Raw genomic sequence first — 24,197 nt, 5'->3', positions numbered from 1 at the left:
TCAGAACCAGAATCGGATACCCGCCACCAGGCGGGCTTCGCTCGTATCTTCCCCCTCGGCGCGTAGCAAGTCTGCGCTATTGCCGTAGGCGCGGTCCCAAATGACCCCCACGTAGGGCGCGAACTGCCGGTTGATCTCATAACGCAAGCGCAGCCCGACGCCGACATCGCTCAGGCCTGAACCCACGCTGCGGCGATCGTCGTTGCGCCCGTACAGGTTGATTTCCGCGGTGGGCTGCAAGACCCAGCGCTGGGTCAGCAGGATGTCGTACTCAGCCTCCAGGCGCAGCGCGCTCTGGCCGCCCTCGCCGATGAAGGCGGTGGCTTCGGTTTCCAGGCCATACAGCAGCATCCCCTGTATGCCGAAGGCGGCCCAGGTTTGCGGCGAGCCGGGTTTGAAGTCCTGACGAATCCCGGCAACGGTTTCCCACCAGGGGCTGATGGCATGGCTCCAGAGCAGCTGCAGTTCGGCCTCTTCGGTATGACCGTTGGTCCGCTCACCCTCGGAACGAAACGCCAGGCGATCGATATCGCCACCGGCCCAACCGCTGATATCCCAGGCCAGGCTGCTGCCATCGTCGGCGTCCTGCCATTCCAGCTCGTCGGCGACGAACAGAAAGTGCGTGCCTCCCTGATGCATCTGGTGCGCGGGCAGGGCAGGAAAGGCGGCGGTGCGGTCGTCGGGCCTGATGGTCGGTACGGGCGGGCGGCTCGCTTGCCCTGGTGGAATACCGGTCGCGGGTGGATGCGGCATCTCATCGGCTGAATGGTCCATGGTTCCATGATCCATATCGCTCGGAATAGGCGTTGCGCTGCTGTGGCTCATTCCCGAGTGATCCATCGGCTCGGAAGCGACCGGTGCATGATTGCCATGCTCCGTGTGGCTCGAATGATCCATGGATTCTTGCGCCTGGCTAAGCGCAGCGCTCAGGGTCAAGGCGATGGCCAGCGGTATCTTAATGGTCATGCTGATGCCCCTTTTCAGCGCCCGCCTGCGGCGTGTGCACGTGCTTTTCCGATTCCTCAACGCGGACTTCACGGAACATCCCGAGATCCATGTGCATCAGCATGTGGCAGTGATAAGCCCAGCGCCCGAGGGCATCGGCGGTTACGCGGTAGCTGCGTTTCGATCCGGGCGGCATGTCGATGGTGTGCTTGCGTACTTGAAAGTTGCCGTGTTCGTCCTCCAGGTCGCTCCACATGCCATGCAGGTGAATGGGGTGATGCATCATGGTGTCGTTGACCAGCACGAAGCGGACCCGCTCACCGTATTTCAGGCGGACCGGCTCGGCATCGGCGAAGGGAATGCCGTCGAACGACCAGGCGAAGCGTTCCATGTGACCGGTCAGGTGCAGCTCGATGGTACGCATCGGCTCACGACCGTCAGGGTCAGGAAATGTGCTGCGCAGGTCGGAGTAGGTCAAAACACGGCGACCGTTGTCGCGCAGGCCGATGCCGGGATCATTCAGCTTGGGCGCCGGCATCATGGTCTGCATGTCCACTAGCGGATTGTCGTTCTCGCTCGCGGGATGAGCCTGCATCTCCATCTTTCCGCCGGCATCTGCCATGCCGGTATGCCCCATGGCGGAGTGATCCATGCCGGCCATATCGCCGTGGTTCATCTCGCCATGGCCCATGTCTTCCATGCTCAGCTCCGGCCGTGGATCGATCTCGGGTACCGGTGCACTCAGGCCGTCACGCACTGCCAGCGTGCCGCGGGCGAATCCGCTGCGGTCCATGGATTGAGCGAAGAGGGTATAAGCGCTCTGGCTGCCATCCGGGGTGACAAGAACGTCGACCGTTTCCGCCACAGCCAGGCGCAGCTCGTCGACTTCCATGGGCTCGACGTTCTGACCGTCAGCGGCCACCACGGTGAGCTTCAGGCCGGGGATGCGGAAGTCGAAATAAGTCATCGCCGAGCCGTTGATCAGCCGCAGGCGGATGCGCTCGCCAGCTTCGAACAGGCCGGTCCAGTTGCCGTCCGGCGCTTGGCCGTTGAGCAGATAGGTATAGGTTGCACCGCTGATATCGGCGAGATCGGTGGGCGTCATCTTCATCTTGGCCCAGGCCCAGCGATTGCCGAGCGTCTCGCGCCAGCCCTGCTCGGCCACGTCGTTGATGAAGTCGCCAACCGTGCGACGGCCGCGGTTGTAGTAGTCGGACTGCTTTTTCAGTTTGTCGAGTACCCGCGCCGGGCTTTCGTCGGTCCAGTCGGTGAGCATCATCACGTAGTCGCGCTCGTATTGGAAAGGCTCCGGCTGCAGCGGATCAATCACCAGCGGGCCGTAGACGCCGAGCTGCTCCTGAAAGGCCGAGTGGCTGTGGTACCAGTAAGTGCCGCTCTGCTTCACCTTGAAACGGTATTCGTACATGCCGTCCGGTGCGATGCCGGCAAAGCTGAAGCCGGGTACGCCGTCCATGTTGGCCGGCAGCAGGATGCCGTGCCAATGAATAGAGGTGTTCTGTAGCAGACGGTTGTGTACCCGTAGCGTCACGGTATCGCCTTCACGCCAGCGCAGCAGCGGGCCGGGAATGCTGCCGTTAATGGCCATGGCGGTGCGTTCGCGACCGCTGAAGTTGACACCGAGCGAGTCGATGGTCAGATCGAACTGGGTGCCGGCCAGCACACCCTTTTCGCTCGACTGACCGGGGCGCGCTACGGCCCATACAGGCTGACGCCAGATGCCCAGTCCGGCAACGATGCCACCGGCGGCCAGGCTTTTGACGAAGGTTCGCCGCGAAGATGTGGATTGCATGATGGCCCTGCTCTGTCAGCTGTCCTTTTTTACGGCCTGCCCACGCTCGGCGCGGGCAGGTTGCCACTGATACGGCTATGATGGCAGCCGTGCCAGTCAGTCCGCTTGATATTCCGCGATCAACACATCCTTGCCACCAGTTGTCAGACCGATCACCTGATAGGCCTGCGCGGGCTGGCCGTAATCCATGCCCGGAGAGCCCGCGGGCATCCCCGGCACGGCGACACCGGCAAGGTCGTTTCGCTGCTTCAATTCATGGATCTGCGCCACTGACACATGCCCCTCGACGAATTTGCCGTCGATCACACCGGTGTGGCAGGAGGCCAGGCGCGGTGCCACGCCGAGGCCTTGCTTGACCGCGCTCATGTTGCTTTCGACATGGTCGCGTACCTCGAAACCGTTAGCCTGAAGGTACTTGACCCAGTCCTTGCAACAGCCGCAATTGGCGTCGCGGTGAACGTCGATGATCTCGGCGGCCTGTGCGCTACCGGCCATGAACAGGGCGGCAAAGATGGTGAGTTTCAGTTTCATACGCGTACTCCAGAAGATTGGCCCAAATGAACTTAGCGACAACCGCAGCCGCTGCCACAACCGGTTTTAGCCGCGGTCGTTGGCGTTGTGTTGCTCGCGGCTTGCGCCGGATAACCAGCGTCGTCCAGAGCGGTGATCAGCGCCGTGCTGTCGGCGTTGCCCTCGACTCGAACCAGACCGGTGTCGAGGTCCACCTCGACGCGGTCTACGCCGGCGATGGGTGTCAGCGCCTGGGTCACATGGCGAACACAGGAGCCGCAGGTCATGCCCTGTACTTGAAGATCGATGGTGGTCATGAGAAGTCCTCAGCTAGTCGCCGGTCATTCCGGCTTGGTTGGATCTTCAACCTTTCCCTTATGGCAAGGTCAAGCAGCCGACGCAGTCTCGTTTTCTGTTGTCAAAATAGCCCCTCGCGCCTTCGCCAAGCTGAGGACCGTCAGCTGACTCAGCTATGAGGGCGGAACAGGACCTCGAACGAAGTCCAACCGTCCTGGCTGCTGCAACGGATCTCACCTCGATGCGCTTCGATGATTGATCGGGTGATCGCCAGCCCTAGCCCTGCGTTGCTCGGGCTACCTTCGCGACGAGTCGGATCGACACGATAGAAGCGATCGAACAGGCGCGGCAGATGCTCTTCCAGGATGGTGGCGCCAGGATTGCCGATACTCAGCAGAACACCCTTCACACCTGTATCGATGCCCAGACGGATCACGCCGCAGCGCATCGGTGCCGTGGTGACCAGCACTGTTCAATCCAGGCTGCACGTGTTTGCATCGTGTAACCGCTTTGCTCTTCCGGACTACCACGGCCGGCAAATTACCGCAGCGGATGGAGGCGTCATGAACATCGAACGATGCGAAGACCTGATCGATTGGACCAGCCAAGCCCATGCCCGGCTGTCCAAGTGCATGACAGAAGGTGCGAATGAACGCAGCGACTCGCTGGCCAAGATGCTTTTGGTCTATCTGGCACAGCACGAGCAGCAGCTGACCAGCACGATCGCGCGAATCAAGGAGCACGCCGATCCACGTGCCCTGCAGACCCGGCTACACGATGCCGTTCAGCGCGACATGCTGGGGCTGGAGTTCGACAGCGACGCCTATGCACGAATGAGCGTCGACGATATCTCGCGAGAAATCTTCACGATCCACAACCAGATCATCGATCTGTACCGCTTGCTGGAAAATCGCGCCGGTCTCGACAGGGCAGGGGACCTGCTCGGCGAAATGCTGCAACTCGAAGAACACGAAACCATGCGCCTGGCTCAACAGGTCAACCGCATGCACGAACTTTGAGCGCCGAGACGTTCGACGTCTGGATTCGCGCGGCTGGAGTCGAACGTCAAACGACGTAGCGCAGAATTGCCACGAAATGCAGCAGGCTGCCGGCCATGACGAACAGATGCCAGATGCCGTGCCAGTGCCGAAAACGCTGGTCGTAGGCAAAAAAGATGATGCCTACCGTATAGAACACGCCGCCGGCGACCAGCCAGGTAAAACCGGTGGTGCCGAGCGCATCGAGCAGTGGCTTGACCGCCACGAGCACGATCCAGCCCATGACCGCGTAGATCACGATAGAGAGGATTCTTGCTTCCGAGCGCGGTTTGATTTCCTGCAACATGCCGATCGCTGCCAATGACCAGACGATACCGAACAGCCACCAGCCCCAGGCGCCACGTAGGGTGACCAGGCAGAACGGCGTGTAGCTGCCGGCAATCAGTAGATAGATGGACAGGTGATCGAGCTTCTGCATGATCGCCTTCGCCCGGCCACGCACGCTGTGATAGAGCGTCGAGGTGCTGTACAGCAGTACCAGCGTGAAGCCGTAAATCGCCACGCTGACAATCTTTGCCAGGTCGCCGTCCATGGCCGCCAGCACTAGCAGCCAGACCGTGCCGATCAGGGCCAGCACACCGCCGGCAAGGTGCGTCCAGGCGTTGAATTTTTCTCCGTGGTACATCGATGTTCAGACCTGAACCTGTGCGTCCATCAATTGCCCGTCAGTACGCCGAAGACCTTCTTCGCCACGCTGGTTGCCGCCTGTGTCGGGTTCTGGCGAATGCTCGCCTCCTGCTCGGCGACGATGGTAAACAGTCCGTCGAGTGCCTGCTCGGTCACGTAGCCTTCGATAGTGCCGTATTTGGAGTCGACCGCACCGAGGCCAGACGCCTTACCGGCCAGCGCGTTGTACTGCTGAGCAACGCCGACCTGATCGGTGGCCTGCTTGATGATGGGGAGGAATTTGGTGCGGATCTGCTCGCGGCTGGTTTTGTTCAGGTACTGAGTCGCCGAATCGTCGCCGCCGGCCAGAATCGCCTTGGCATCGGCGACAGTCATCTTGCGTACCGCCTCCAGCAGTAGCTCCTGGGCTTGTGGTACGGCGGCTTCGGCGGCTTTGTTCATGCCGGTTTCCAGCTCTTCGACCTGAGCACCCATGCCCATCATCTTCAGCATGCGCGAGGCTTTGCCGATATTGCCCGGCAGCTCGATGCGCACGTCCGGATCATTGCTGAAACCGCCTGGCTTGCCGAGCTGCTGCACCGCAACTTTGGCACCCTGGCTGAGGGCATCCTTAAGCCCTGCGCTGGCGTCGCCCTGGCTGAGGTCGCCTAACGAAAGGGCATATGTGCTGGCAGACAGCATCAGACCGGCGATGAGAGTAGCAATGCGGAACATGTGAAATCCTCTGGGATGATGCAGCGGGCAGGCAAAGCGCTTAAACGCAGGAACGACGCGCTAGATATTGGCAGCTTGCATCGGTCGTTTCAGTGACGCAAGGGCGCAACACAGCCGAGCCAGCCACCCTGCGCAAGCCGTCAATGCAGGACGGCTCACCTGAAACCAGCTGGCGATGGCGGTTAGAACTCGAACGCCCCCGGGTCGCAATTGCGATCGTCACGTGGCCTGCCGCGTTGATCGGTGTCCGGGCAGAGCACGCCGCCCATGTCGATGGGGTCGAAGTAGGGGCTGTCTTCGAGCGGCTCGCGCAACGCGATGGTTCGGGTGGGGCCACCGTTGTTCTGCAGTGAGCCGAGATACAGGCGTATCTCGGTTTCATCCGCGGTGGAGGGGACGAAGCCGCAGCCACTGAAAAAATCATAGGACCCGCTGGAGCCGCCGATGGCATTGAAGCTGCCGCTGGTCAACGTACCGCTGCAGAACGGCAGATCGGTGAAGGCGCGTATTTCGACCAGGCTGTTGGCCAGGCGGAACTCGCCGGTACCCGTATGGCTGAACAGCTGCGAATGATTGCTGAAGGTTGCGTTGCGGACCGATACGGTGCCGTCGACATTGCCGATCTCAGCGGCTCGAACGCCGCCGGTGGTGCTGCGATTGTCGACGAATGTGGAGTTCAGAATATCTACGGTGCCCTGGTAGTTCAGCAGCCCGCCCCAGAAACGCGCGTCATTTCCGGTGATCAGGCTGTCGCGCACATACAGCTGCGCAGTCGGCCCCATATTGGAAATGCCACCGGCGTGCCCGGACTCGTAGCCGGTCGAGTTCTGTTCGATGGTTGAGCGTGCAATCAGTGCTTGCCCTTCGTTGAACAGGCCCGCGCCACGGTTGCACAGGCGTCGGCTTGGAAAGGCTGCACATGAGGATTCCAGCTCATGATCGATGGTGTTTCCACGCAACAGCATCCGGTCCATGCGCAGGTTGCCGCGATTCCATATCGCGCCGCCGCCGCTGTTCTTTGGACGACCATTTTCCAGACGCAGATAGGTGAGGGTCACGGCCCGCGGCGCGGCGGTATAGATATCGAAAATCCGATCGATGTCGCCACCGTCTATCACGACCTGAAGGTCCTCATTCCTCATTGCGCGCCCGAGCCCCACCAGCGTCAGCCCATCAGTGATATCCAGGTCGCCAATCGCATCGTTTGCCACATCGACGGTTTCGCTACCGGCCAACGAAAGCGCGTAGTGCCCTGACGGCACCTCTATCAGATCGTGGCCCTGGTGCACGTTGCTTTCCATCACCGCCGCCCTCAGCGTGCAGCGATTGGAAATGGATCGGCAGTTACCATCGCCAGGCTCGACATCCACCTCGTCGGTCGTACTGTCCACACGCAAGGTCAGGCCGATGGATGCGCCGCAATCGTCCGGCGGCGGCTCGCCTACAACATTCATCACGTAACCCCCGGCCTCCGGGAAGCGCTTCTCCCGCACGATGCTGGAGTAGCCGGAACCGAGCAGATTGCGCCGTTGGTAACCGACGCTGAAGTGGTAGGGGATGTTTGTTTCGCACATATCGGCAAAATACCCCACCGCATGCTGATCGCTTGGCAAAGCCATCATCGCCCAGGGAATGCCGTGAATGACCGCGTTGACATGGGCGATGCGGTTGCCGCGACCATCGACCTGCGCCCGCAACGGATAGAGCGGCACCGGCGAACGGCTAACGGAGGAGGGTGTGAGATTGGTCAGGCTAGGTGTTGCACAACCACCTAGACCAACAATTAGAGACAAGGCGATAACACTGGTGCGTGTCATACAGGCCCCTTTCGGTAGACGTCCGAAGGATTTTCGTTGGGTTGCCTGCTGATTATGGGCGTCGTGCTTGTCGGTGAACGAACGTTTTGGCATTAAGCCTGAGCGTCGTTAGCCTGGTTTCCACTGATGGCACCGCTGTCGGACGCCCATGCTTGAGCGCCCGTGACCGGATTAGTCCGTTAGCTGTTCCTCATCGTGGCGCTCCAATGCGACCTGGCGGATCGACAGGCGAATCTCGGCCGGCAGTACGCGCTTGGCGACGCCTTCGGCCAGCTCGCCGAGCTTGTCGTGGTAGCCGAGCTTGCCGGTTGCGTCCTCGCGCAGCACGTCTTGATCCAAGAGCGTCTTGATGAAATGACGGAACAGGCTCTTGTCGAAGAACTCCGGTGCGTTGATCCCATGCAGGATCGACAGCCGCTGAGCCATCACCGTGCAAAGGGTTTCCAGTTCTTCGGCGTCAAGGCTTTGCTGGCCGCTGTTGAGCAGCAGCGAAATCGCCATGTAAAAGCGTTGCAAAGTCTGCACGATCACCCGCGCCAGCAGCGTCAAAAGCACGAACTGACGCGAACTAGGTGCCGGCCGCACGTAGGTATCGCCATCGAGCTTGAGCAAACCCTGTTCGACGAAGGCCGCTAACCATTGATCAATCACCGCTTCCAGCTCCTCCGGCTCCCAGCGAATGAACAGCTCGGCGCGCAGATACGGATACAGCGCCTCGGTGAAGCGCAGGATCTGCTCGCGGCTGATCCGTGAACTGCTTTGGAAGAAGCTCGCCAGCAGCGCCGGCAAGGCGAAGATGTGCATCACGTTGTTGCGGTAGTAGGTCATCAGAACGGCGTTCTGCTCGTCCAGATAAAGAATGTTGCCCAGCGCATCCTTCTGCTCGGCGAGCAGGTTGAGATCTTTCACATATCTGATCAGCGTTTCGCCATCGCCTTCGGGCAGGGTGGTATGAGGCGAGTAGGGCACCGTGCGCAACAGGTTCTGATAAACATCGAGGATGCGCGCAAGCGAACGCCTGTCCAGCGCTTGCCGACTGGTCGACAGCATCGCCAGTGCGACCAGGTTTACCGGGTTGACGGCCGCTGCTTCGTTGAGCCGCTGAGCGATGCGTTCCGAGAGCCGATTGGTGGTCTTGTTAAGCCACTCCGGACGATAGTTCGGCGCCAGGTCTTGCTGACGCCAGCCGGGTTGCTCCTTTTCGAGAAATTCGTTGAGCTTCAGCGGCTCGCCAAAATTCACCCAGACCTGACCGAAGCGCTGTTTCAGCGCGCCGAAGACCTTGAAAATGTCGAAGATCGACTCTTTTTTCTTCGCCGCGCCACGCAGCTCACCAAGGTAGGTGCGGCCTTCCAGCACTCGCTCATAACCGATGTACACCGGCACGAAGAGAATCGGTAGCCGCGAGGAGCGCAGGTAGCTGCGCAGGGTGATGGCGAGCATGCCGGTCTTCGGCTGCAGCATGCGCCCGGTGCGCGAGCGCCCGCCCTCGACGAAGTACTCCACCGGAAATCCACGGCTGAACAGGGTGTGCAAATATTCGTTGAAAACGGAGGTATAGAGCGGGTTGCCCTTGAACGTTCGGCGCATGAAGAAGGCGCCGCCACGGCGCAGCAGGCTGCCGATCACCGGCATGTTGAGGTTGATCCCGGCGGCGATGTGCGGCGGCGTCAGGCCGTTGCGAAAGAGCAAATAGGAAAGCAGCAGGTAGTCGATATGGCTGCGGTGGCAGGGTACATAAATGACCTCGTAACCCTGTACCGCCTCTTGGAGCGGCTCCAGATGATTGACGCGGATGCCGTCGTAGATTTTGTTCCAGAACCAGGACAGCACCACCTCGATAAAGCGCACGGCAGTGTAGGCGTAATCCGAGGCGATCTCGTTGCCATAGCGCAGCGCGCGGGCCTCTGCCTTCTCCAGCGGGATATTCTCGCGCTCGGCTTCGTCTTTGATTGCCTGGCGTACCTGAGGCGCATGGACCAGCCCCTTCACCAGGTTGCGGCGGTGCGACAGGTCGGGACCGATCACCGCCGTTTTCTGGTTACGGAAATGCACCCGCAGCATTCGATGGGCCATGCGCAGGGTGCGCTCGTGGCCCTTGCTCTGCGCCACTAGCTCGTTGAGCTGGATAGGCGCGGAAAACTGCACGCGGGTCTGGCGCCCGAGCATGACGATGCTAAGCAGCTTGCGCAGCCGCCCGGTGACGGCCCAGCTATCGGCGAACAGCAGCTTCCAGGCGCTGGTCTCGCGGTCCGGCGAGCGCCCCCAGAAGACGCTCACCGGAATGATCTGCGCGTTGTCCACCGCGTTCTGTTCCAGCGCCCCAATCAACCGCACTAATGGCGCAGGCGGCTCCATCGGTGTGCGCCGACCAAACCAGCTGGCGGCAGGGCTGAGAAAAATAAAGGCCGCCGGTTCGACGTGATTCCCCACTGCCACATCAGCCACCGGACGCGGCAGCCCGGCCTTCATGCATTCATGATCGAGCACCGCCAGATCGCTCAGCGACGCGCGTTGCAGCACGTAAAACACCGGCTTGCTGCGGTCCAGCTTGAGCGTAAAGGCGGATTGGTTGATGGTCTCCGAGCGCACCCAGACATACAGCAAACGGCGCACGATGGAGAAAATCAGACGGCGGATCGGAGAACGGGTCATACGGCAAATTCGACTATGAAAGGGTCAACGCCCTCGAAGGCGGCAAGTGTGCCGCAAGCGAAGGTGACGGGCAAAACGCCTGGCGTTCGGATGAGTAAATCCACGTTTGGGAAAACCACCAAATTTTCCACCGAAGCGATGATGCGCTAGCGTTGTGAGGAGAAATGTTCGTGCCTGTTGGTGGATTAGCTGCGCGTTATCCAACCTAGAGAATTGTCAGTCCGCGCTTGGGCGACGGCCAAAACGACCTTGAACGCGAGAGCCAATATAAGCACCGCCAGGAAATAACAGCGACCATGACAACAGGAATACGAGGCCAACGACTATCAGTGGGCTAGATGGTAAGAACAGAAGTAGGTAAACGACCTGGCCGAAGATATTGCCAGCGTAAAGCACCCAGAGCGGCCTCGCGGCGAGAAGACCTGACAGCAACCCAGACAAAACCAGGGCCGCAGTGTAGTAAATGCCGCTTGCATCCCATGGCTCAGCGTGGCCGGTGACCAAGGGAGACAATGCCCAGATAGCAGCGCCTGCTAGAGCAGCGACCAGAAAGGAAAGAATCAACGATCGGTTCATGGCAGCCAGACGTTTAAGTTCAGCCACGCCAATATGGCATTGGCTGCAATGAATTGCCTCCAGCGGCTGCGTCAGCAGTATTAAGCAAGCTGGTCATCCGAGAGAATTTGTTGGGTGATGTTATCGACCACGACAGGGCTGTCGAGATAGGTGACAGAAGGTTCGGTACCGTATTTCTCACGTACGAATGTCTTCCAGCTGTCGGTGTACATGGCGTCGGCTTCGGCTTGCGAGTTCCATAGATAGATCCCGCCGGCTGTGCTCCCGTCCTGGGAGAGCACATAGTGTTTACGGGCGAGCCCGGTTACACCTTGATAGGTCGGTGCTGTGCTTAGGAAAATATCCCGCGCCTCGCTCCGCGTGATGGGCTTGGGCAACCGGAACGTGGTGATCGCTATGATCATTCAGGCTTTCTCCAGAAAGATTCGGATTCGCTACTGATCGATTTTGTCAGCGCATCCATGGCATAGCTCTGTCAGCGTTGGCATTTGCGGACTCGCTATGTACGGGCCGGCTTGAGGCTAGTACAAGCCGAGCGCATCTGCACCGCCAGGCACCATCGCGGTCGGCATTGGCTTCAACGCCCGGAAAAAACTCGCAGACGAGAATTGTTCCTGTTCTATACTCGGCCGGCGAACGGTTTGAAACGCGCTTGTCATGCCTGCTTCGGTATATTGCTCGAGGCAGGCGGACTCAGTGGGTCGGGCCTGATCATTCATCCCCGAACGGGGAATAATAAGAATCGAGTTGGAGAAGTAGGATGGCTGAGCGCGAGACCGGAACCGTTAAATGGTTCAACGATGCCAAGGGTTATGGATTCATCCAGCGTGGTAGTGGTGCGGATGTGTTTGTTCACTATCAGGCTATTCGTGGCGAAGGCCACCGCTCTCTGGCCGAAGGTCAGCAGGTGGAATTCTCGGTAACCCAGGGCCAGAAAGGCCTGCAGGCCGAGGATGTGGCGGGGCTCTGACAGCCAACCGCGACAATGAAAAAGCCCGTCGATTGACGGGCTTTTTCATGTGCCGACGTTATGCGCTAGGTCTAATCTCAATCGGTCCTCCAGACAATTTCCTCTTCGCCGCGCTCGCTCACGCTCATCCAGCGGTCGGCAACTTCTACGGACTCTTCTTCCTGCCAACCACCCGGTGCGCAGCGGATTTCTACCTTCAGCGCCTGATACGCGGAGCGGGCGCAAGCGATGTCGTCTTCCCAAGGCGTGGCGTCGCTTTCCAGCAGCAGACTGTGCCATTTGCCGACAGCCTTGGGCAGCCAGGTCACCGGAATCTCACCGGATTTGCATTTGAACGTCTGGCCCTTTGGTTGCCAGGGTGAGCAGGGACCAACCGTCTGGGTCAGCCAATCGGTGACGGCGTCCTGGCTGGCGTCCCTGAGGTAGATCTCGATGTCCGGTTGACGCATGGGCGGCTGCCTTGTGTGTGGTTTAGTGCTGGTCACGCTGGATCCAGTCGTAGCGTATCGCAACCCGCACGCGCAGTGGCGCGTCGATCACCGCCGCACGGCGCTCGGCACTGGCGCGCCAGCCGTGCGGAGTCATGGCCAGCAGGTCGGCACGGGCCTGGGCGCTATCCAGTTGCAGCTCGAACGACAGGGTCTCGCTGTGGGCGAGGTGCATGTCTTCGGGGATCAGCGACAGGTGTTTTTCGTCGTCGTAGTCACGTACTTCGTCATACAGCAGGCCGCGCAGTTCCCACAGATGGTCGCGGGTCGGACCCATGCGCAGCAGACCGCCGCCGGGTGCGAGCAGGCGCCGGGCTTCGTTCCAGTCCAGCGGGCTGAACACGCTGGCGAGCAGATCGCAGCTAGCATCGGCCAGTGGCACCCGAGCCATGCTCGCCACCAGCCATTCGAGCTGCGGCGCACGTTTACAGGCGCGCTTGACCGCCTCGCGGGAAATGTCCAACGCATAGCCGTCCGCGTTGGGCAGCGCCTGGGCGATCTGCGCGGTGTAATAGCCTTCGCCACAGCCTATATCTAGCCAGCGATTCGGCGCACGTTCGGCCGCCAGCTGCGCCAACCGTGCGGCCAGCGGCGCATAGTGCCCACCATCGAGAAAGCGTCTGCGCGCCTCGACCATCGCCTGGTTGTCGCCGGGGTCGCGGCTATTCTTGTGCTGCACCGGCAGCAGATTGAGATAACCCTGACGGGCACGATCGAAACGGTGATTGGCCGGGCAGGCGACGCCATTGTCGACCGCGCTCAGATCACCGCGGCAAATAGGACAGATCAGCATGCGAGCAGATTGACCAGCGTCTGGTAGTAGATCTCGGTCAGCAGGTCGAGATCGCTGGCCAGAATATGTTCGTCCACTTGATGAATCGTTGCGTTGACCGGGCCAAGCTCGACCACCTGGGTTCCAAGCGTGGCGATGAAGCGGCCATCAGAGGTGCCGCCGCTGGTGGAAGGCGTCGTTTCGCGACCGGTCACGCTGCGGATCGCTGCGGCCACGCCGTCGAGCAGATCGCCCGGTTCGGTAAGGAAAGGCTGACCGGACAACGCCCAGTCGACGTTCCAGTCCAGCCCATGCTTGTCGAGAATCGCCACGGTGCGCTGTTGCAGCCCCTCGACGGTTGATTCTGTGGAGAAGCGGAAGTTGAACACCGCCTCCAGCGTGCCGGGAATGACATTGGTGGCGCCGGTGCCGGCATTGAGATTGGAGATTTGAAAGCTGGTCGGCGGGAAGAAGGCGTTGCCATCGTCCCAATGCTCGGCGGCCAGCTCGGCCAGCGCTGGTGCGGCGAGGTGGATCGGATTCTTCGCCAGATGCGGGTACGCCACGTGGCCCTGCTGGCCTCGGACCGTCAGGGTGCCGCCGAGCGAGCCGCGGCGACCGTTCTTGACCACGTCACCAACCAACTTGGTGCTCGACGGCTCACCGACGATGCACCAGTCCAGTCGCTGGCTACGCTCGCGTAGACGCTCGACCACAGCCTTGGTGCCGTGGTGGGCTGGGCCTTCTTCGTCACTGGTGATCAGAAATGCGATCTGACCTTTGTGGTTGGGATGGTCGGCGGTGAAGCGTTCCACCGCGACGATCATCGACGCCAGGCTGCCCTTCATGTCCGCTGCGCCGCGCCCGTGGAGCATGCCCTGCTCATCGATGCGCGCCGCGAAGGGCGGGTTCTGCCAAGCCTGCAGCGGGCCGGTGGGGACCACGTCGGTATGACCGGCGAAGCAAAGAACTGGCCCCTCATTGCCGCGTATCGCCCAGAAGTTCTCGACGTCCTCGATATGCATCGGCTCGATGGCGAAACCGCAAGCCGCGAGACGCTCAATCATCAGTTGCTGGCAACCCTCGTCCAGAGGAGTCACCGATGGCCGATTGATCAACTCGCAGGCGAGTTCGAGAGTAGGGGTGAGGGCAGCGGTCATCACGGCTCCGAGCTGGCGGGGAAAGGGCGCCATATTAAAGCAAAACGCCAATTCTCGCGGTGGTGCCGGTGGCGGATGGTTTGCACGGTACGGTCGCTGCGCAGTGATCGACAGCCTCGAACGACCTATAATCGGCGGACGTTTTTCTGGGGTATCGGGATGTCTATCGACGATCAGCGGTTCGGTGGGATTGCCCGCCTGTACGGCTCTGCCGGGCTCGAGCGGTTAGCGGCTGCGCATGTCGCCGTGGTCGGCATCGGCGGGGTCGGTTCGTGGGCCGCGGAGGCGCTGGCGCGTAGCGGGGTTGGCGAGATCAGTCTGTTCGATCTGGACGACGTATGCATTACCAACACCAACCGGCAGATCCATGCGTTGGAAGGGGCTGTGGGCAAGCCTAAGGTGGACGAGATGGCGTCGCGAATCCGCGCCATCAACCCGGCCTGCGTGGTCCATGCGGTTGCCGACTTCGTTACGCGCGAGACCATGGCCGAGTACATCACCGAGCAGATGGATTGCGTTATCGACTGCATCGACAGTGTGCCGGCCAAGGCCGCGCTGATTGCCTGGTGCAAGCGCCGCAAGATCCAGATCATTGCCACCGGAGGAGCGGGTGGACAGGTAGACCCGACGCAGATCCAAGTCGCTGACCTGAACAAGACGTTCAACGATCCGCTGGCGGCGAAGGTGCGTTCGTTGTTGCGGCGCGAGTACAACTTCTCTCGCACGCCCGGACGGACCTACAGCGTGCCCTGCGTGTTTTCCACCGAGCAGCTGCGTTATCCCAAACCCGATGGCGGCGTATGCCAGAGCAAGAGTTTCGTTGGCGAAGGCGTGAAGCTCGACTGCGCCGGCGGCTTCGGCGCTGCGATGATGGTCACCGCCAGTTTCGGCATGGTGGCTGCGGCGCGCGCGATCGACAAACTGGTTGCCGGTGCCAGGCGGCCGGCAGAGCGCGCACAGAGCTGATGGTTTCGGCTGGTTAGGGATCGAGGCGGCGTAGCCCATCGACAATGCTGAATTCGATCACTCGGCCAATGCCAGTTCGCGCATTCGCTGCAGCACCGCATTCATGCCGTTGGCGCGGGACGGTGAAAGTTGCCGAGCCAGCCCGAGCTGACCGAACCAGTCCGCCACATCCAGCCGCCGCAGCTCTTCCGTTTGCAGGCCGTTGACGCGCACCAGCAACACCGCAAGCAGCCCGCGCAACAGGCGAGCTTCGCTGGTGCCGCGAAAGCGGCAGCGGTCGTCGTGCTGCTCGCCTACCAGCCAGAGCTTGCTGTCGCAACCGGCGACCAGATTGCGGTCGTTGCGCTCGTCGTCGCCCAGCGGCTCGAGGCGATCGCCCCACTGCATCAGCAATCGTGCACGCTGTTCCCAGCCGCCGGCTTGCTGGAAGCTTTGCAACGCTTCACTGGCGGCTTCGGACAGATGATTCACCGCAGCATGTCCAGTGACCGATCCAACGCGGTAAAAAAACGCTCCAGATCGACGCCGTCGTTGTACAACCCGAGCGACACGCGAATCGCACCGTCAACGCCAAGGGTCTTCATCAGTGGCTGCGCGCAGTGAGTCCCGCTGCGTACGGCGATGCCTTGCTCGGTGAGCAAATGAGCGAGATCACCATGATGAACACCGTCAACGGTAAAGCTGGCCAGCGCCACCTGCGGATCACCGAGCAAGCGCACACCGTCGCGTACTGCCAGGCCTGCCAGCAGTTTCATATGCAGCGCTTGTTCATGACCCGTTACCGCGGCGGCATCCAGTTTCGATAGGTAATCTAGCGTGGCGCCAAGCCCAATCACCCCACCGATAGGCGGCGTGCCGGCCTCGAATCCCAGTGGGGCGGCATGGAAATCGGCGGTTTGAAAGTCAGCGACGCGCACCATCTCGCCCCCGAATTGCCAGTGGCGCAGTTCGAGCAGCGACTCGCCGCGACCATAGAGTGCGCCGACGCCTTCCGGGCCGTACAACTTGTGGCTGGACAGTACATAGAAGTCACAAGCCAGTGCCTGCATGTCGTGCCGGCCGTGCACTACGCCTTGAGCGCCGTCCACCACCGTCAGCGCACCTTGGGCCTTGGCCAGCGGCAACAATTCGGCAAGCGGCTGCCAGACGCCGAGGACATTGGATAGCTGGCTGACAGCGAGCAGGCGAGTTCGTGGGCCGATGAGCCTGGCGGCAGCTTCCACGTCAATTGCGCCGCGATCATCCAATGGCAAAACCAGCAATTTTGCATTTCGACGCTTCGCCAGTTGCTGCCACGGCAACAGGTTGGCGTGATGCTCCAGCGTGCTGATGACAATCTCGTCGTCCGCTTCGATCAGGTGTTCAAGCCCATAGGCGAGCAGGTTCAATGCCTCGGTGGCACCGCGCGTGAACACGATCTCGGTCGGGCAGGACGCGTTCAGCCAGCGCGCCACCTTGATGCGCGCGTCCTCGAACGCACGCGTTGCTCGCTCGGCGGGCTGGTGCTGGGCGCGATGGACGTTGGCGGTGCCGCAGGTGTAGTACCCGGTAAGGGCGTCGATCAGTGCCTGGGGTTTTTGCGCGGTGGCGGCGCTGTCGAGGTAGGTCTGACTCTGAGCTTCAAAGATAGCCAGGGCGGGGAAGTCGGCACGCCAGGGAGATATCAGCGACATGGAGACTCCTGAAAACAGGACGGAGAACGATGCAGGCGGGCTGTCACGGGGTTGGTTAGCCCGCCTGCATCATGACGCTGCGCTTAGTTATGCGCGTGCAGCGCCTCGTTCAGCTCGATCGCGGACTTGTGGGTCTTGCATTCGACCGCACCGGTCAGCGAGTTGCGGCGGAACAGCAGGTCGGTCTGGCCGGCCAGCTCGCGTGCCTTCACCGCTTTGACCAACTCGCCTTGTTCGTCGAGCAGGTTCACCTTGGTGCCAGCAGTGATGTAGAGCCCGGACTCCACGGTGTTGCGGTCGCCCAGCGGGATGCCGATACCGGCGTTGGCGCCGATCAGGCAGCCTTCGCCGATAGAGATGACAATGTTGCCGCCGCCGGACAAGGTGCCCATGGTGGAGCAGCCGCCGCCGAGATCCGAGCCCTTGCCGACAAAGACGCCAGCCGAGACGCGGCCTTCGATCATGCCTGGGCCTTCGGTGCCGGCGTTGAAGTTGATGAAGCCTTCATGCATTACCGTGGTGCCTTCACCCACGTAAGCACCAAGACGGATACGCGCGCTGTCGGCGATGCGGACGCCTGCCGGCACCACGTAGTCGGTCATTTTCGGGAATTTGTCGACCGAGACGACCTCTAGCAGGTAGCCCTTCAGGCGGGCTTCCAGTTGGCGCTCGGCCAGCTCGGCCAGATCCACCGCGCCTTGGTTGGTCCAGGCGACGTTGGGGAGCAGCGGGAAGATGCCGGCGAGGTTCAAGCCGTGCGGCTTGACCAGACGGTGTGAGATCAGGTGAAGCTTGAGATACGCCTCGGGCGTGGAAGTCAGCGCGGCGTCTTCGGCGAGCAGCGTGGCCACCAATGGACGCTGGCTTTCGGCGAGGCGTGTGAGCAGAGCATGCTGAGTAGCGTCGATCGATTTGACGGCATCGGCCAGCTGCGCGGCCTGGGTGGTGCTGATGGCGATCGCCTGGTTGCCGCCCTGGTAGTCGAGCAACGCTGCGATGGCGTCGACCAGTGCACCGGCCGGCTGCACCAGCGGCTGCGCGTAGAAGACTTCGAGCCAGTTGCCCTGACGGTTCTGGGTGCCGACGCCGAACGCCAGGCTGAATAGGGTAGTGCTCATAAGGAATCCTTTTATCAATCGCGCTCGTCTCGGTGAGCGGGTCTCAGTTCTTGGCTGCCAGCTCGGCAGCGTACATATCCGGCTTGAAGCCGATCAGCGTCTTGTTGCCCAGATCGAGTACTGGGCGCTTGATCATCGACGGTTGGGCCAGCATCAACTCGATGGCTTTCACCTGATCGAGGTCGGCTTTCTGCGCGTCGTTCAGCTTGCGGAAGGTGGTGCCTGCACGGTTGAGTACGGTCTGCCAGCCATGTTCATTGCACCAGGCTTCCAAATGGGCGCGGTCGATACCGGCGCTCTTGTAATCATGAAAGTTGTAGCTTAGCCCCTGCTCATCGAGCCAGGTGCGGGCTTTTTTCATCGTGTCACAGGCCTTGATGCCGTACAGACACAGTCCTTTGTTTTGATCGGGCATGACGGGCTCTGCGCTCCACGGCCAAACTGGGTCGCGGATTATGCCACGATGAGACGAAGACTGCCGCCTGGCGGGTCCGCACTGGTCTGTGCATCAGGCCGGAGCGAGCCAGGTGTCTATCCAGCCCGAGGATTATCCGCATGACTGAGCAAGTCCTCGATGGCCCGGGTACTGGTAGGGCGCACAACACGGCCCAACTCCTCTCCCTGGTACATAAGTATCAAAGTTGGCCAAAGCTTAACGCGAAAAGAACGTCCCAGCGCTCGCCCTGGGCCATCTTCGACTTTGAGGTGGCGAATGTCGCGCTCGGTCATGGCCGCCGCTAGTAACGGTTGCGCTACGCGGCAATGGCCGCACCAAGCGGTGCCAAATTCGAGCAGAGTGAAACCGTCGAATGCATCCACCTCGGCACGTGAGGGTGCGCTGGCGCTGTAGTTTTCATTCATGGGCATGGCTGGCCTTCCGGTAATCGCTAATATGATTGGGAGTCGCGTCAGCGGCTCTCGTTCAGCTGCGGAGTCTCGAAATCCGCTCGACCTTTTTCCCTTGATGTGTTGTCCATTGATGACAATCGCAACGATGAGGTCCTGTATGGCACGCAAGCATTTCGAACACTACGAGGCCATTTCCTCCGCGGTTCCCGCCGATGATGCATTCGAGGCGGTGATTGCCGTGAAGCGTCGTGGTACGGATGAAGATGCTCAGGTCTTTCACGTCGCCAACGGCCGGCGTTTCGATCTCGCCTCCGAGGCGGACGTCGCGGCTGAGGCGGCGCTGACCAAGGTGAGAGAGGTCAGTGACGAGGGTGAGCTGATCTGGGAAGAGAATGCGATCTGACGGAGGGTAGTATGAACGAGCCAGAAAAGCCGGACGTGGATGATCATGACAAGCGTGATGAGTCAACCACAGCGGACATTCCCGAACACATGAAGCCAGAGAATCTGGAAAAACTGCGGGACTACGGCAAGGACAAGATTCCGCCGGGAGTCGCCTGAATTGCCGAGCCGGACACCGTAGCGTCCGGCTCCGGCTTTACAGTGTGGCGACGAAATCGCGGATTCGCTTGGCTGCTTCGACACATTCCGCGAGCGGCGCGACCAGCGCCATGCGAACTCGGCCAGCCCCTGGGCTGAATCCGTCAATTTCACGTGACAGATAGGAGCCGGGTACCACGGTCACGTGTTCACTCGCAAAGAGTTCGCGGGTAAAGCGCTGGTCGTCAATGGGCGTCTTCGGCCACAGGTAGAAACCCCCATCGGGACGTTGCACATCCATCACCGGAGCGAGAATGTCCAACACTGCATCGAACTTTTCCCGGTACAGCTGACGATTGGCCTGTACGTGTACTTCGTCTTTCCATGCGGCAATGCTGGCCAGTTGTGTCTGCACCGGCATGGCACAACCGTGATAGGTGCGATAAAGCAGAAAGGCCTTGAGAATCTGCGCGTCACCCGCGACGAAGCCGGAGCGTAGTCCGGGCAGGTTTGAACGTTTGGACAGGCTGTGGAAGACCACGCAGCGCTTGAAGTCATCGCGACCCAGCGCCGCACATGCGGTCAGCAGACCCGCCGGCGGCTGGTCTTCATCGAAATACAGTTCGCTGTAGCACTCGTCCGCGGCGATGACGAAGTCGTGCTCGTCGGCCAATGCGATCAACTTCTTCAGAGTTTCAAGCGGCACCAGGGCACCGGTGGGGTTGCCAGGTGAGCAGAGGAAGAGGATTTGCGTGCGCTTCCAGATATCGGCCGAGACGGCATCGAAGTCCGGGTTGAAACCGTTCTCGACAGTGCAAGGTAGGTAATGCGGCGTCGCGCCGGCCAGCAGGGCCGCCCCTTCATAGATCTGGTAGAAGGGGTTGGGGCTGATCACCAATGCATCCGGTCCGCGATCGACCACGGTCTGGGTAAAGGCAAAGAGTGCCTCGCGGGTGCCGTTGACGGGTAGCACGTGTCGCGCCGGATCGATTTTGCCCTCAGCCACGCCGAAGCGCCGTTCGCACCAACGCGCAATCGATTCGCGCAGTGCGGGAATGCCCAATGTAGTTGGATACACCGCCAACTGGTCGAGGTTTTCGGCCAGCGCCTTAGCGACGAAATCCGGCGAGCGGTGTTTCGGCTCGCCGATCGAAAGGGCAATAGGGCGTTTGTCAGCCGGTGGTTGCGCGTCGGCGAGCAGGTTGCGGAGTTTCTCGAACGGGTAGGGCTGCAGCAGGGTCAGAGCGTCATTCATCGTTGGGATCTTCGAAACGTCGGTAGGCGCGCAGCAGCGCGCTTCGATAAGTTCAGTCGTTGCGCGCGCCGCCGTAATAGGCGCAGCCACGCAGGGTCTGGTCGTCAAGGCGCAATTCGGCAGTCAGGTGGCTGACCGTGCCTGTGGCGGTGTCAACGCAGCGTTGCGGGGCAACCCATAGATTGAGTCGCTGATTGTTGGCTTCGCTGCTGAAACTGGTTTGGCCGCTGGGTAGCTGCTCCTCGAGATAGGGAACGGCCAACGGTGGTTGTCCAAGGCGTTCGAGCAGCATGCCCTGGCTGGTCACACGCAGATCCCAGTCCGGCTCATGGCCGCCAGCCCGCAGCATCAGTTGTTTGAAATCGGGCGCGCTGCATCCCGGTCCTTCGCCCTGCAATCGATAGACTTGGCTCAGCTGCAACTGGCCAGTGCCGTCAGGGCGCGAAATCAGACTGCCGCGTACGTCTGCGAACAATGGCTGGCCACCGTCCGCCAGAAGCGCCTGTGCATCGTCTGGCAAGCCTGTCGAGCCGGCATCGAGCAGTTCCAGGCTTCGCCGGCCTTGGCAGGTGTGCAGCAGTAGCTTGCCATCGGCCTGTGTGATTTCTCCCTGCAGTCGCTCGGTCGGCGGCGCCGGAGGCTCATCGTTCCATGACAGCGACTGACAGCCGGCAAAGAGCGGTAGCAGGATAAGCAACAGGGCACGGGGAGAGGTCATGGATGGACTCGATGTAACGGCGGGCGGCCTGTGCCAGCAAGCTGGCGCAGGGATCAATTACCTTTAACGGCTTTGCCGTTGACGGTGCCCTCTTCGAGCATGATTTGATACTCCTTGCCGTCCTTTTCAATCTGATGCAGGCGCACCAGCAGGTAATCCCAGTCGGTGGCGAACCAGAGTATGGTCTGGCGCTTGCTCTGCGTCGGGTCGCGCACTCGCTCGACCTTGATCGCATCGACCTGGCCAGCTTTGGTGCTGACTTTCTCTTCGCCGAGCACGCGGAAATCATAGGTTTCGATCTCATCACCGTCGACGACCTGATAACTCATGCTCTTCTCGCCAGCCGCCACAGCTTCCTGCAGAGCGATCTGATAGGTGGATTTGTCCAGCAGGCCACGGTTGAGCGGCAGTTTGACAGGATCGCCTCGATCCTCCCCCACGACCTGTTTAGCGGCCCAGTCGAAGTCGTGCTTGATCGTCTTGCCTTTACCAAGCCCGCTGCGCTTGAGACGGTAGCTCTGCGGCATGAAGGTATCGCCTTCGACGCTGAAGGTGCTGCGCTCATTGAAACTGGCAACCAGCATGGAGGCTTCGAAATCCAGCCGCCAAGTGTCGTCGCCGAGTTTTTCCAGGCTGCGCTGTGCGGTGCCGCTGACAGGTACCTGTTTCCAGTCAGCGGTGTAGCTGGCAGAGAAGGGCTTGAGCTCCAGGGCATGAACCGGCAAGGCCAGTACGGCAAGAGCGAGCAGCAAGGCGCGGCGCATAATTTCTCCTAGATTCGTAGCAGATGGCCGGTAGCCGGCAATGGAATGTCATCCAGCATCGCGCCTTGCTCGGCGAGGCGCAAGCGACCTTCAGCAAACCAGCGAACAGCCAGCGGGTAGATGATGTGCTCGGCCGCATGAACCCGGCCGGTCAGCGCATCGATGCTTTCATCAGGTTCGATGATGAAGGCGGCTTGTATTGCAACGGGGCCACCATCGAGCTCTTCAGTGACGAAATGCACACTGCAGCCGTGCTCACGGTCACCCGCTTCGAGGGCGCGACGGTGGGTGTCTAGCCCTTTGTATTTCGGCAGAAGAGATGGATGGATGTTGAGCAAGCGGCGTTGGTAATGGCGAACGAAGCCCGATGTAAGGATGCGCATGAAGCCGGCCAGTACCACCAGTTGCGGCTCGTGCGTGTCGATGATTTCCATCAGCGCCGCATCGAAGGCCTCACGGTCGGTGAAGTCCTTGTGCCGTACAACGTGGGTGGCAATGCCGGCTGCTTGGGCGCGCTGCAGACCCAGCGCTTCGGGGCGATTCGAGATCACCGCGCAGATACGCGCCGGGTTGTCTTCGCCGAGGCTGTCGATCAAGGCCTGCAGATTGCTGCCGGACCCTGAGATCAGCACCACGACATTGCAAGGTGCGCTCATCAGTGGCTTTTCAGGTTGTTCAGCAAGACGCGCTCGGCGCTCTCGCCAGTCGATGCGATTTCGCCGATGACCCAGGGCGTCTCGCCGGAGCTGCGCAGGTTTGCGAGAACCGCCTCGACCTGCTCCTGCGCAACGCAGATGACCATCCCGACGCCACAGTTGAGTACACGGTGCATCTCGTGCTCATCGACGTTGCCTTGCTGTTGCAGCCAGTCGAATACGGCTGGACGTTGCCAGCTGGCAACGTCAACGACAGCCTGGCTACCTTCGGGCAGCACACGCGGGACGTTGTCCAGCAGGCCGCCGCCGGTGATGTGCGCCATGGCCTTGACCGCGCCAGTGTCCTTGATCAGTTTGAGCAGCGGCTTGACGTAGATACGCGTCGGCGCCATCAGCAGTTCGGTGAGCGGCTTGCCGTCGAGCTGGATGTTGTCAATATCGGCACCGGCGACTTCGATGATCTTGCGGATCAGCGAATAGCCATTGGAATGCGGGCCGGAGGAGGGCAGCGCGATCAGTGCATCGCCAGCGGTAACCTTTGAGCCATCGATGATTTCGCTCTTTTCCACCACGCCGACACAGAAACCTGCGAGATCGTAATCTTCGCCCTCATACATGCCGGGCATTTCAGCGGTCTCGCCACCGACCAGCGAGCAGCCGGCCAGTTCGCAGCCGGCGCCAATGCCGGTGACCACAGTGGCGGCGATGTCGACATTGAGTTTGCCGGTGGCGTAGTAATCGAGGAAGAACAGCGGCTCGGCACCGCAAACGACCAGATCGTTGACGCACATGGCGACGAGGTCCTGGCCGATGCTGTCATGCTGGTTCAAATTCAGCGCCAGGCGCAGCTTGGTGCCGACGCCGTCGGTGCCGGAGACCAATACAGGCTGTTTGTAACCAGCAGGGATTTCGCAGAGCGCGCCGAAGCCGCCCAGGCCGCCCATAACTTCAGGACGTGCGGTGCGTTTGGCTACGCCCTTGATGCGTTCGACCAACGCTTCGCCTGCATCGATGTCGACACCGGCGTCCTTGTAGCTGATGGAAGGTTGCTTGCTCATAGAAAATCCGGACCTGTGAGGAGAGTGCGGGGCGACCGGGTCGGAACGAGGCTGTTGTCTCGACGCGGCTAGGACGCCGGACCGGTCTGGAAAGCGCGAGATTTTATCAGGCTTGCCGCAGAGCGGCCATCCCGCGCGATCTCGCTGGGCATGCTTGCAAAAAACTACGTGGACTTTGATTTCGCCGCTCAACTCACATGT

The 24,197-nt window shown here is 60.9% G+C and carries 27 protein-coding genes and 1 pseudogene; 5 read left to right on the top strand and 23 right to left on the bottom strand.

Features of this window, described 5'->3' with window-relative positions; genetic code table 11:
• From D7241_RS17700 to D7241_RS17680, 5 genes and pseudogenes are all read right to left on the bottom strand, one after another.
• Complete coding sequence (locus D7241_RS17700; RefSeq protein WP_408102631.1) at positions 1-966, bottom strand: copper resistance protein B; 966 nt, start codon at positions 964-966, stop codon at positions 1-3.
• Positions 956-2,755 carry a copper resistance system multicopper oxidase gene (locus tag D7241_RS17695; RefSeq protein ID WP_408102630.1) on the bottom strand — a complete coding sequence of 600 codons (1,800 nt, stop codon included), beginning with the start codon at positions 2,753-2,755 and terminating at the stop codon, positions 956-958. The genes D7241_RS17700 and D7241_RS17695 overlap by 11 nt, the downstream gene beginning before the upstream one ends.
• A 96-nt stretch (positions 2,756-2,851) precedes the next feature.
• A complete protein-coding gene (locus D7241_RS17690; protein ID WP_408102629.1) occupies positions 2,852-3,286 on the bottom strand; it encodes a DUF411 domain-containing protein in 435 nt (144 codons plus the stop codon).
• A gap of 32 nt (positions 3,287-3,318) precedes the next feature.
• A complete protein-coding gene (locus tag D7241_RS17685; protein ID WP_408102628.1) occupies positions 3,319-3,582 on the bottom strand; it encodes a heavy-metal-associated domain-containing protein in 264 nt (87 codons plus the stop codon).
• 149 nt (positions 3,583-3,731) lie between these two features.
• Positions 3,732-3,995 (bottom strand): annotated as a pseudogene (locus D7241_RS17680) (ATP-binding protein); the annotation flags it as partial.
• A 130-nt stretch (positions 3,996-4,125) separates the two neighbouring features.
• Here D7241_RS17680 and D7241_RS17675 point away from each other — a divergent pair.
• Positions 4,126-4,581 (top strand): ATPase, encoded by a 456-nt coding sequence (locus tag D7241_RS17675; protein WP_408102627.1) that lies wholly within the window; start codon positions 4,126-4,128, stop codon positions 4,579-4,581.
• 46 nt (positions 4,582-4,627) lie between these two features.
• Here the strand turns inward: D7241_RS17675 and D7241_RS17670 are convergent, their stop codons facing one another.
• The 5 genes from D7241_RS17670 to D7241_RS17650 form a co-directional block, all read right to left on the bottom strand.
• Complete coding sequence (locus D7241_RS17670; protein ID WP_408102626.1) at positions 4,628-5,245, bottom strand: hemolysin III family protein; 618 nt, start codon at positions 5,243-5,245, stop codon at positions 4,628-4,630.
• Between the two features lie 29 nt (positions 5,246-5,274).
• Entirely contained in the window at positions 5,275-5,961 is a 687-nt protein-coding gene (locus D7241_RS17665; RefSeq protein WP_408102625.1) for a DUF4197 domain-containing protein, read from the bottom strand.
• Positions 5,962-6,143: 182 nt separating this feature from the next.
• Positions 6,144-7,778: a choice-of-anchor Q domain-containing protein gene (locus tag D7241_RS17660; protein WP_408102624.1), complete on the bottom strand. Its 1,635-nt coding sequence runs from the start codon at positions 7,776-7,778 to the stop codon at positions 6,144-6,146.
• 171 nt (positions 7,779-7,949) lie between these two features.
• Positions 7,950-10,433 (bottom strand): glycerol-3-phosphate 1-O-acyltransferase PlsB, encoded by a 2,484-nt coding sequence (gene plsB, locus D7241_RS17655; protein ID WP_408102623.1) that lies wholly within the window; start codon positions 10,431-10,433, stop codon positions 7,950-7,952.
• A 656-nt stretch (positions 10,434-11,089) separates the two neighbouring features.
• On the bottom strand, positions 11,090-11,413 hold the full coding sequence (locus tag D7241_RS17650) for a hypothetical protein (protein WP_408102622.1): 324 nt from the start codon (positions 11,411-11,413) through the stop codon (positions 11,090-11,092).
• Between the two features lie 356 nt (positions 11,414-11,769).
• Here D7241_RS17650 and D7241_RS17645 point away from each other — a divergent pair, with 356 nt between their 5' ends.
• Complete coding sequence (locus tag D7241_RS17645; protein ID WP_014852307.1) at positions 11,770-11,979, top strand: cold-shock protein; 210 nt, start codon at positions 11,770-11,772, stop codon at positions 11,977-11,979.
• A gap of 77 nt (positions 11,980-12,056) precedes the next feature.
• Here D7241_RS17645 and D7241_RS17640 read toward each other — a convergent pair whose 3' ends face one another.
• Genes D7241_RS17640 through dapE form a run of 3 tightly spaced genes read right to left on the bottom strand, consistent with a single transcriptional unit; the run spans position 12,057 to position 14,399 of the window.
• On the bottom strand, positions 12,057-12,428 hold the full coding sequence (locus D7241_RS17640) for a hypothetical protein (RefSeq protein WP_408102621.1): 372 nt from the start codon (positions 12,426-12,428) through the stop codon (positions 12,057-12,059).
• Positions 12,429-12,450: 22 nt separating this feature from the next.
• On the bottom strand, positions 12,451-13,260 hold the full coding sequence (locus tag D7241_RS17635) for a putative RNA methyltransferase (protein WP_408102620.1): 810 nt from the start codon (positions 13,258-13,260) through the stop codon (positions 12,451-12,453).
• Complete coding sequence (dapE, locus tag D7241_RS17630; protein WP_408102619.1) at positions 13,254-14,399, bottom strand: succinyl-diaminopimelate desuccinylase; 1,146 nt, start codon at positions 14,397-14,399, stop codon at positions 13,254-13,256. Before dapE ends, D7241_RS17635 begins: the two co-directional genes overlap by 7 nt.
• A 159-nt stretch (positions 14,400-14,558) precedes the next feature.
• Here dapE and tcdA point away from each other — a divergent pair, with 159 nt between their 5' ends.
• Entirely contained in the window at positions 14,559-15,365 is an 807-nt protein-coding gene (gene tcdA / locus D7241_RS17625) for a tRNA cyclic N6-threonylcarbamoyladenosine(37) synthase TcdA (protein WP_255979016.1), read from the top strand.
• Positions 15,366-15,422: 57 nt separating this feature from the next.
• On the opposite strand, the gene D7241_RS17620 is transcribed toward tcdA, so the two are convergent.
• From D7241_RS17620 to D7241_RS17600, 5 genes are all read right to left on the bottom strand, one after another.
• Complete coding sequence (locus D7241_RS17620) at positions 15,423-15,836, bottom strand: SufE family protein (RefSeq protein ID WP_408102618.1); 414 nt, start codon at positions 15,834-15,836, stop codon at positions 15,423-15,425.
• Positions 15,833-17,038 carry an aminotransferase class V-fold PLP-dependent enzyme gene (locus D7241_RS17615; RefSeq protein WP_408102617.1) on the bottom strand — a complete coding sequence of 402 codons (1,206 nt, stop codon included), beginning with the start codon at positions 17,036-17,038 and terminating at the stop codon, positions 15,833-15,835. The genes D7241_RS17620 and D7241_RS17615 overlap by 4 nt, the downstream gene beginning before the upstream one ends.
• Before the next feature lie 83 nt (positions 17,039-17,121).
• A complete protein-coding gene (gene dapD / locus D7241_RS17610; RefSeq protein ID WP_408102616.1) occupies positions 17,122-18,156 on the bottom strand; it encodes a 2,3,4,5-tetrahydropyridine-2,6-dicarboxylate N-succinyltransferase in 1,035 nt (344 codons plus the stop codon).
• 43 nt (positions 18,157-18,199) lie between these two features.
• A complete protein-coding gene (locus tag D7241_RS17605; RefSeq protein WP_408102615.1) occupies positions 18,200-18,571 on the bottom strand; it encodes an ArsC family reductase in 372 nt (123 codons plus the stop codon).
• Positions 18,572-18,687: 116 nt separating this feature from the next.
• Entirely contained in the window at positions 18,688-19,023 is a 336-nt protein-coding gene (locus D7241_RS17600; RefSeq protein ID WP_408102614.1) for a thioredoxin family protein, read from the bottom strand.
• Positions 19,024-19,162: 139 nt separating this feature from the next.
• Here D7241_RS17600 and D7241_RS17595 point away from each other — a divergent pair, with 139 nt between their 5' ends.
• Both D7241_RS17595 and D7241_RS17590 read left to right on the top strand, forming a co-directional pair.
• Entirely contained in the window at positions 19,163-19,408 is a 246-nt protein-coding gene (locus tag D7241_RS17595; protein WP_408102613.1) for a hypothetical protein, read from the top strand.
• A gap of 11 nt (positions 19,409-19,419) precedes the next feature.
• A complete protein-coding gene (locus tag D7241_RS17590; protein ID WP_408102612.1) occupies positions 19,420-19,566 on the top strand; it encodes a hypothetical protein in 147 nt (48 codons plus the stop codon).
• Positions 19,567-19,603: 37 nt separating this feature from the next.
• Here D7241_RS17590 and dapC read toward each other — a convergent pair whose 3' ends face one another.
• The 5 genes from dapC to purM are packed head-to-tail and all read right to left on the bottom strand — an operon-like array spanning position 19,604 to position 23,996.
• Positions 19,604-20,800 (bottom strand): succinyldiaminopimelate transaminase, encoded by a 1,197-nt coding sequence (gene dapC, locus D7241_RS17585; RefSeq protein WP_408102611.1) that lies wholly within the window; start codon positions 20,798-20,800, stop codon positions 19,604-19,606.
• A gap of 52 nt (positions 20,801-20,852) precedes the next feature.
• Complete coding sequence (locus D7241_RS17580) at positions 20,853-21,518, bottom strand: COG3650 family protein (RefSeq protein ID WP_408102610.1); 666 nt, start codon at positions 21,516-21,518, stop codon at positions 20,853-20,855.
• 53 nt (positions 21,519-21,571) lie between these two features.
• Positions 21,572-22,282 carry a DUF3108 domain-containing protein gene (locus D7241_RS17575; RefSeq protein ID WP_408102609.1) on the bottom strand — a complete coding sequence of 237 codons (711 nt, stop codon included), beginning with the start codon at positions 22,280-22,282 and terminating at the stop codon, positions 21,572-21,574.
• An 8-nt stretch (positions 22,283-22,290) separates the two neighbouring features.
• On the bottom strand, positions 22,291-22,938 hold the full coding sequence (gene purN / locus D7241_RS17570; RefSeq protein ID WP_408102608.1) for a phosphoribosylglycinamide formyltransferase: 648 nt from the start codon (positions 22,936-22,938) through the stop codon (positions 22,291-22,293).
• Positions 22,938-23,996 (bottom strand): phosphoribosylformylglycinamidine cyclo-ligase, encoded by a 1,059-nt coding sequence (gene purM / locus D7241_RS17565; protein ID WP_408102607.1) that lies wholly within the window; start codon positions 23,994-23,996, stop codon positions 22,938-22,940. The genes purN and purM overlap by 1 nt, the downstream gene beginning before the upstream one ends.
• Positions 23,997-24,197 lie beyond the last annotated feature (201 nt).

The sequence above is a fragment of the Stutzerimonas sp. VN223-3 genome, from assembly GCF_045999685.1.
GTDB classification, from domain to species: Bacteria; Pseudomonadota; Gammaproteobacteria; order Pseudomonadales; family Pseudomonadaceae; genus Stutzerimonas; species Stutzerimonas stutzeri_AR.
The sequence above is the reverse complement of the archived record's forward strand: the minus strand, read 5'-3'. Positions and strand labels throughout refer to the sequence as shown.

Excerpts from the sequence above, each read along its gene's own strand:
- D7241_RS17700 (WP_408102631.1), bottom strand. The coding sequence starts at position 966 with ATGACCATTAAGATACCGCTGGCCATCGCCTTGACCCTGAGCGCTGCG.
- D7241_RS17695 (WP_408102630.1), bottom strand. The coding sequence starts at position 2,755 with ATGCAATCCACATCTTCGCGGCGAACCTTCGTCAAAAGCCTGGCCGCC.
- D7241_RS17690 (WP_408102629.1), bottom strand. The coding sequence starts at position 3,286 with ATGAAACTGAAACTCACCATCTTTGCCGCCCTGTTCATGGCCGGTAGC.
- D7241_RS17685 (WP_408102628.1), bottom strand. The coding sequence starts at position 3,582 with ATGACCACCATCGATCTTCAAGTACAGGGCATGACCTGCGGCTCCTGT.
- D7241_RS17675 (WP_408102627.1), top strand. The coding sequence starts at position 4,126 with ATGAACATCGAACGATGCGAAGACCTGATCGATTGGACCAGCCAAGCC.
- D7241_RS17670 (WP_408102626.1), bottom strand. The coding sequence starts at position 5,245 with ATGTACCACGGAGAAAAATTCAACGCCTGGACGCACCTTGCCGGCGGT.
- D7241_RS17665 (WP_408102625.1), bottom strand. The coding sequence starts at position 5,961 with ATGTTCCGCATTGCTACTCTCATCGCCGGTCTGATGCTGTCTGCCAGC.
- D7241_RS17660 (WP_408102624.1), bottom strand. The coding sequence starts at position 7,778 with ATGACACGCACCAGTGTTATCGCCTTGTCTCTAATTGTTGGTCTAGGT.
- plsB (WP_408102623.1), bottom strand. The coding sequence starts at position 10,433 with ATGACCCGTTCTCCGATCCGCCGTCTGATTTTCTCCATCGTGCGCCGT.
- D7241_RS17650 (WP_408102622.1), bottom strand. The coding sequence starts at position 11,413 with ATGATCATAGCGATCACCACGTTCCGGTTGCCCAAGCCCATCACGCGG.
- D7241_RS17645 (WP_014852307.1), top strand. The coding sequence starts at position 11,770 with ATGGCTGAGCGCGAGACCGGAACCGTTAAATGGTTCAACGATGCCAAG.
- D7241_RS17640 (WP_408102621.1), bottom strand. The coding sequence starts at position 12,428 with ATGCGTCAACCGGACATCGAGATCTACCTCAGGGACGCCAGCCAGGAC.
- D7241_RS17635 (WP_408102620.1), bottom strand. The coding sequence starts at position 13,260 with ATGCTGATCTGTCCTATTTGCCGCGGTGATCTGAGCGCGGTCGACAAT.
- dapE (WP_408102619.1), bottom strand. The coding sequence starts at position 14,399 with ATGACCGCTGCCCTCACCCCTACTCTCGAACTCGCCTGCGAGTTGATC.
- tcdA (WP_255979016.1), top strand. The coding sequence starts at position 14,559 with ATGTCTATCGACGATCAGCGGTTCGGTGGGATTGCCCGCCTGTACGGC.
- D7241_RS17615 (WP_408102617.1), bottom strand. The coding sequence starts at position 17,038 with ATGTCGCTGATATCTCCCTGGCGTGCCGACTTCCCCGCCCTGGCTATC.
- dapD (WP_408102616.1), bottom strand. The coding sequence starts at position 18,156 with ATGAGCACTACCCTATTCAGCCTGGCGTTCGGCGTCGGCACCCAGAAC.
- D7241_RS17605 (WP_408102615.1), bottom strand. The coding sequence starts at position 18,571 with ATGCCCGATCAAAACAAAGGACTGTGTCTGTACGGCATCAAGGCCTGT.
- D7241_RS17600 (WP_408102614.1), bottom strand. The coding sequence starts at position 19,023 with ATGCCCATGAATGAAAACTACAGCGCCAGCGCACCCTCACGTGCCGAG.
- D7241_RS17595 (WP_408102613.1), top strand. The coding sequence starts at position 19,163 with ATGGCACGCAAGCATTTCGAACACTACGAGGCCATTTCCTCCGCGGTT.
- D7241_RS17590 (WP_408102612.1), top strand. The coding sequence starts at position 19,420 with ATGAACGAGCCAGAAAAGCCGGACGTGGATGATCATGACAAGCGTGAT.
- dapC (WP_408102611.1), bottom strand. The coding sequence starts at position 20,800 with ATGAATGACGCTCTGACCCTGCTGCAGCCCTACCCGTTCGAGAAACTC.
- D7241_RS17580 (WP_408102610.1), bottom strand. The coding sequence starts at position 21,518 with ATGACCTCTCCCCGTGCCCTGTTGCTTATCCTGCTACCGCTCTTTGCC.
- D7241_RS17575 (WP_408102609.1), bottom strand. The coding sequence starts at position 22,282 with ATGCGCCGCGCCTTGCTGCTCGCTCTTGCCGTACTGGCCTTGCCGGTT.
- purN (WP_408102608.1), bottom strand. The coding sequence starts at position 22,938 with ATGAGCGCACCTTGCAATGTCGTGGTGCTGATCTCAGGGTCCGGCAGC.
- purM (WP_408102607.1), bottom strand. The coding sequence starts at position 23,996 with ATGAGCAAGCAACCTTCCATCAGCTACAAGGACGCCGGTGTCGACATC.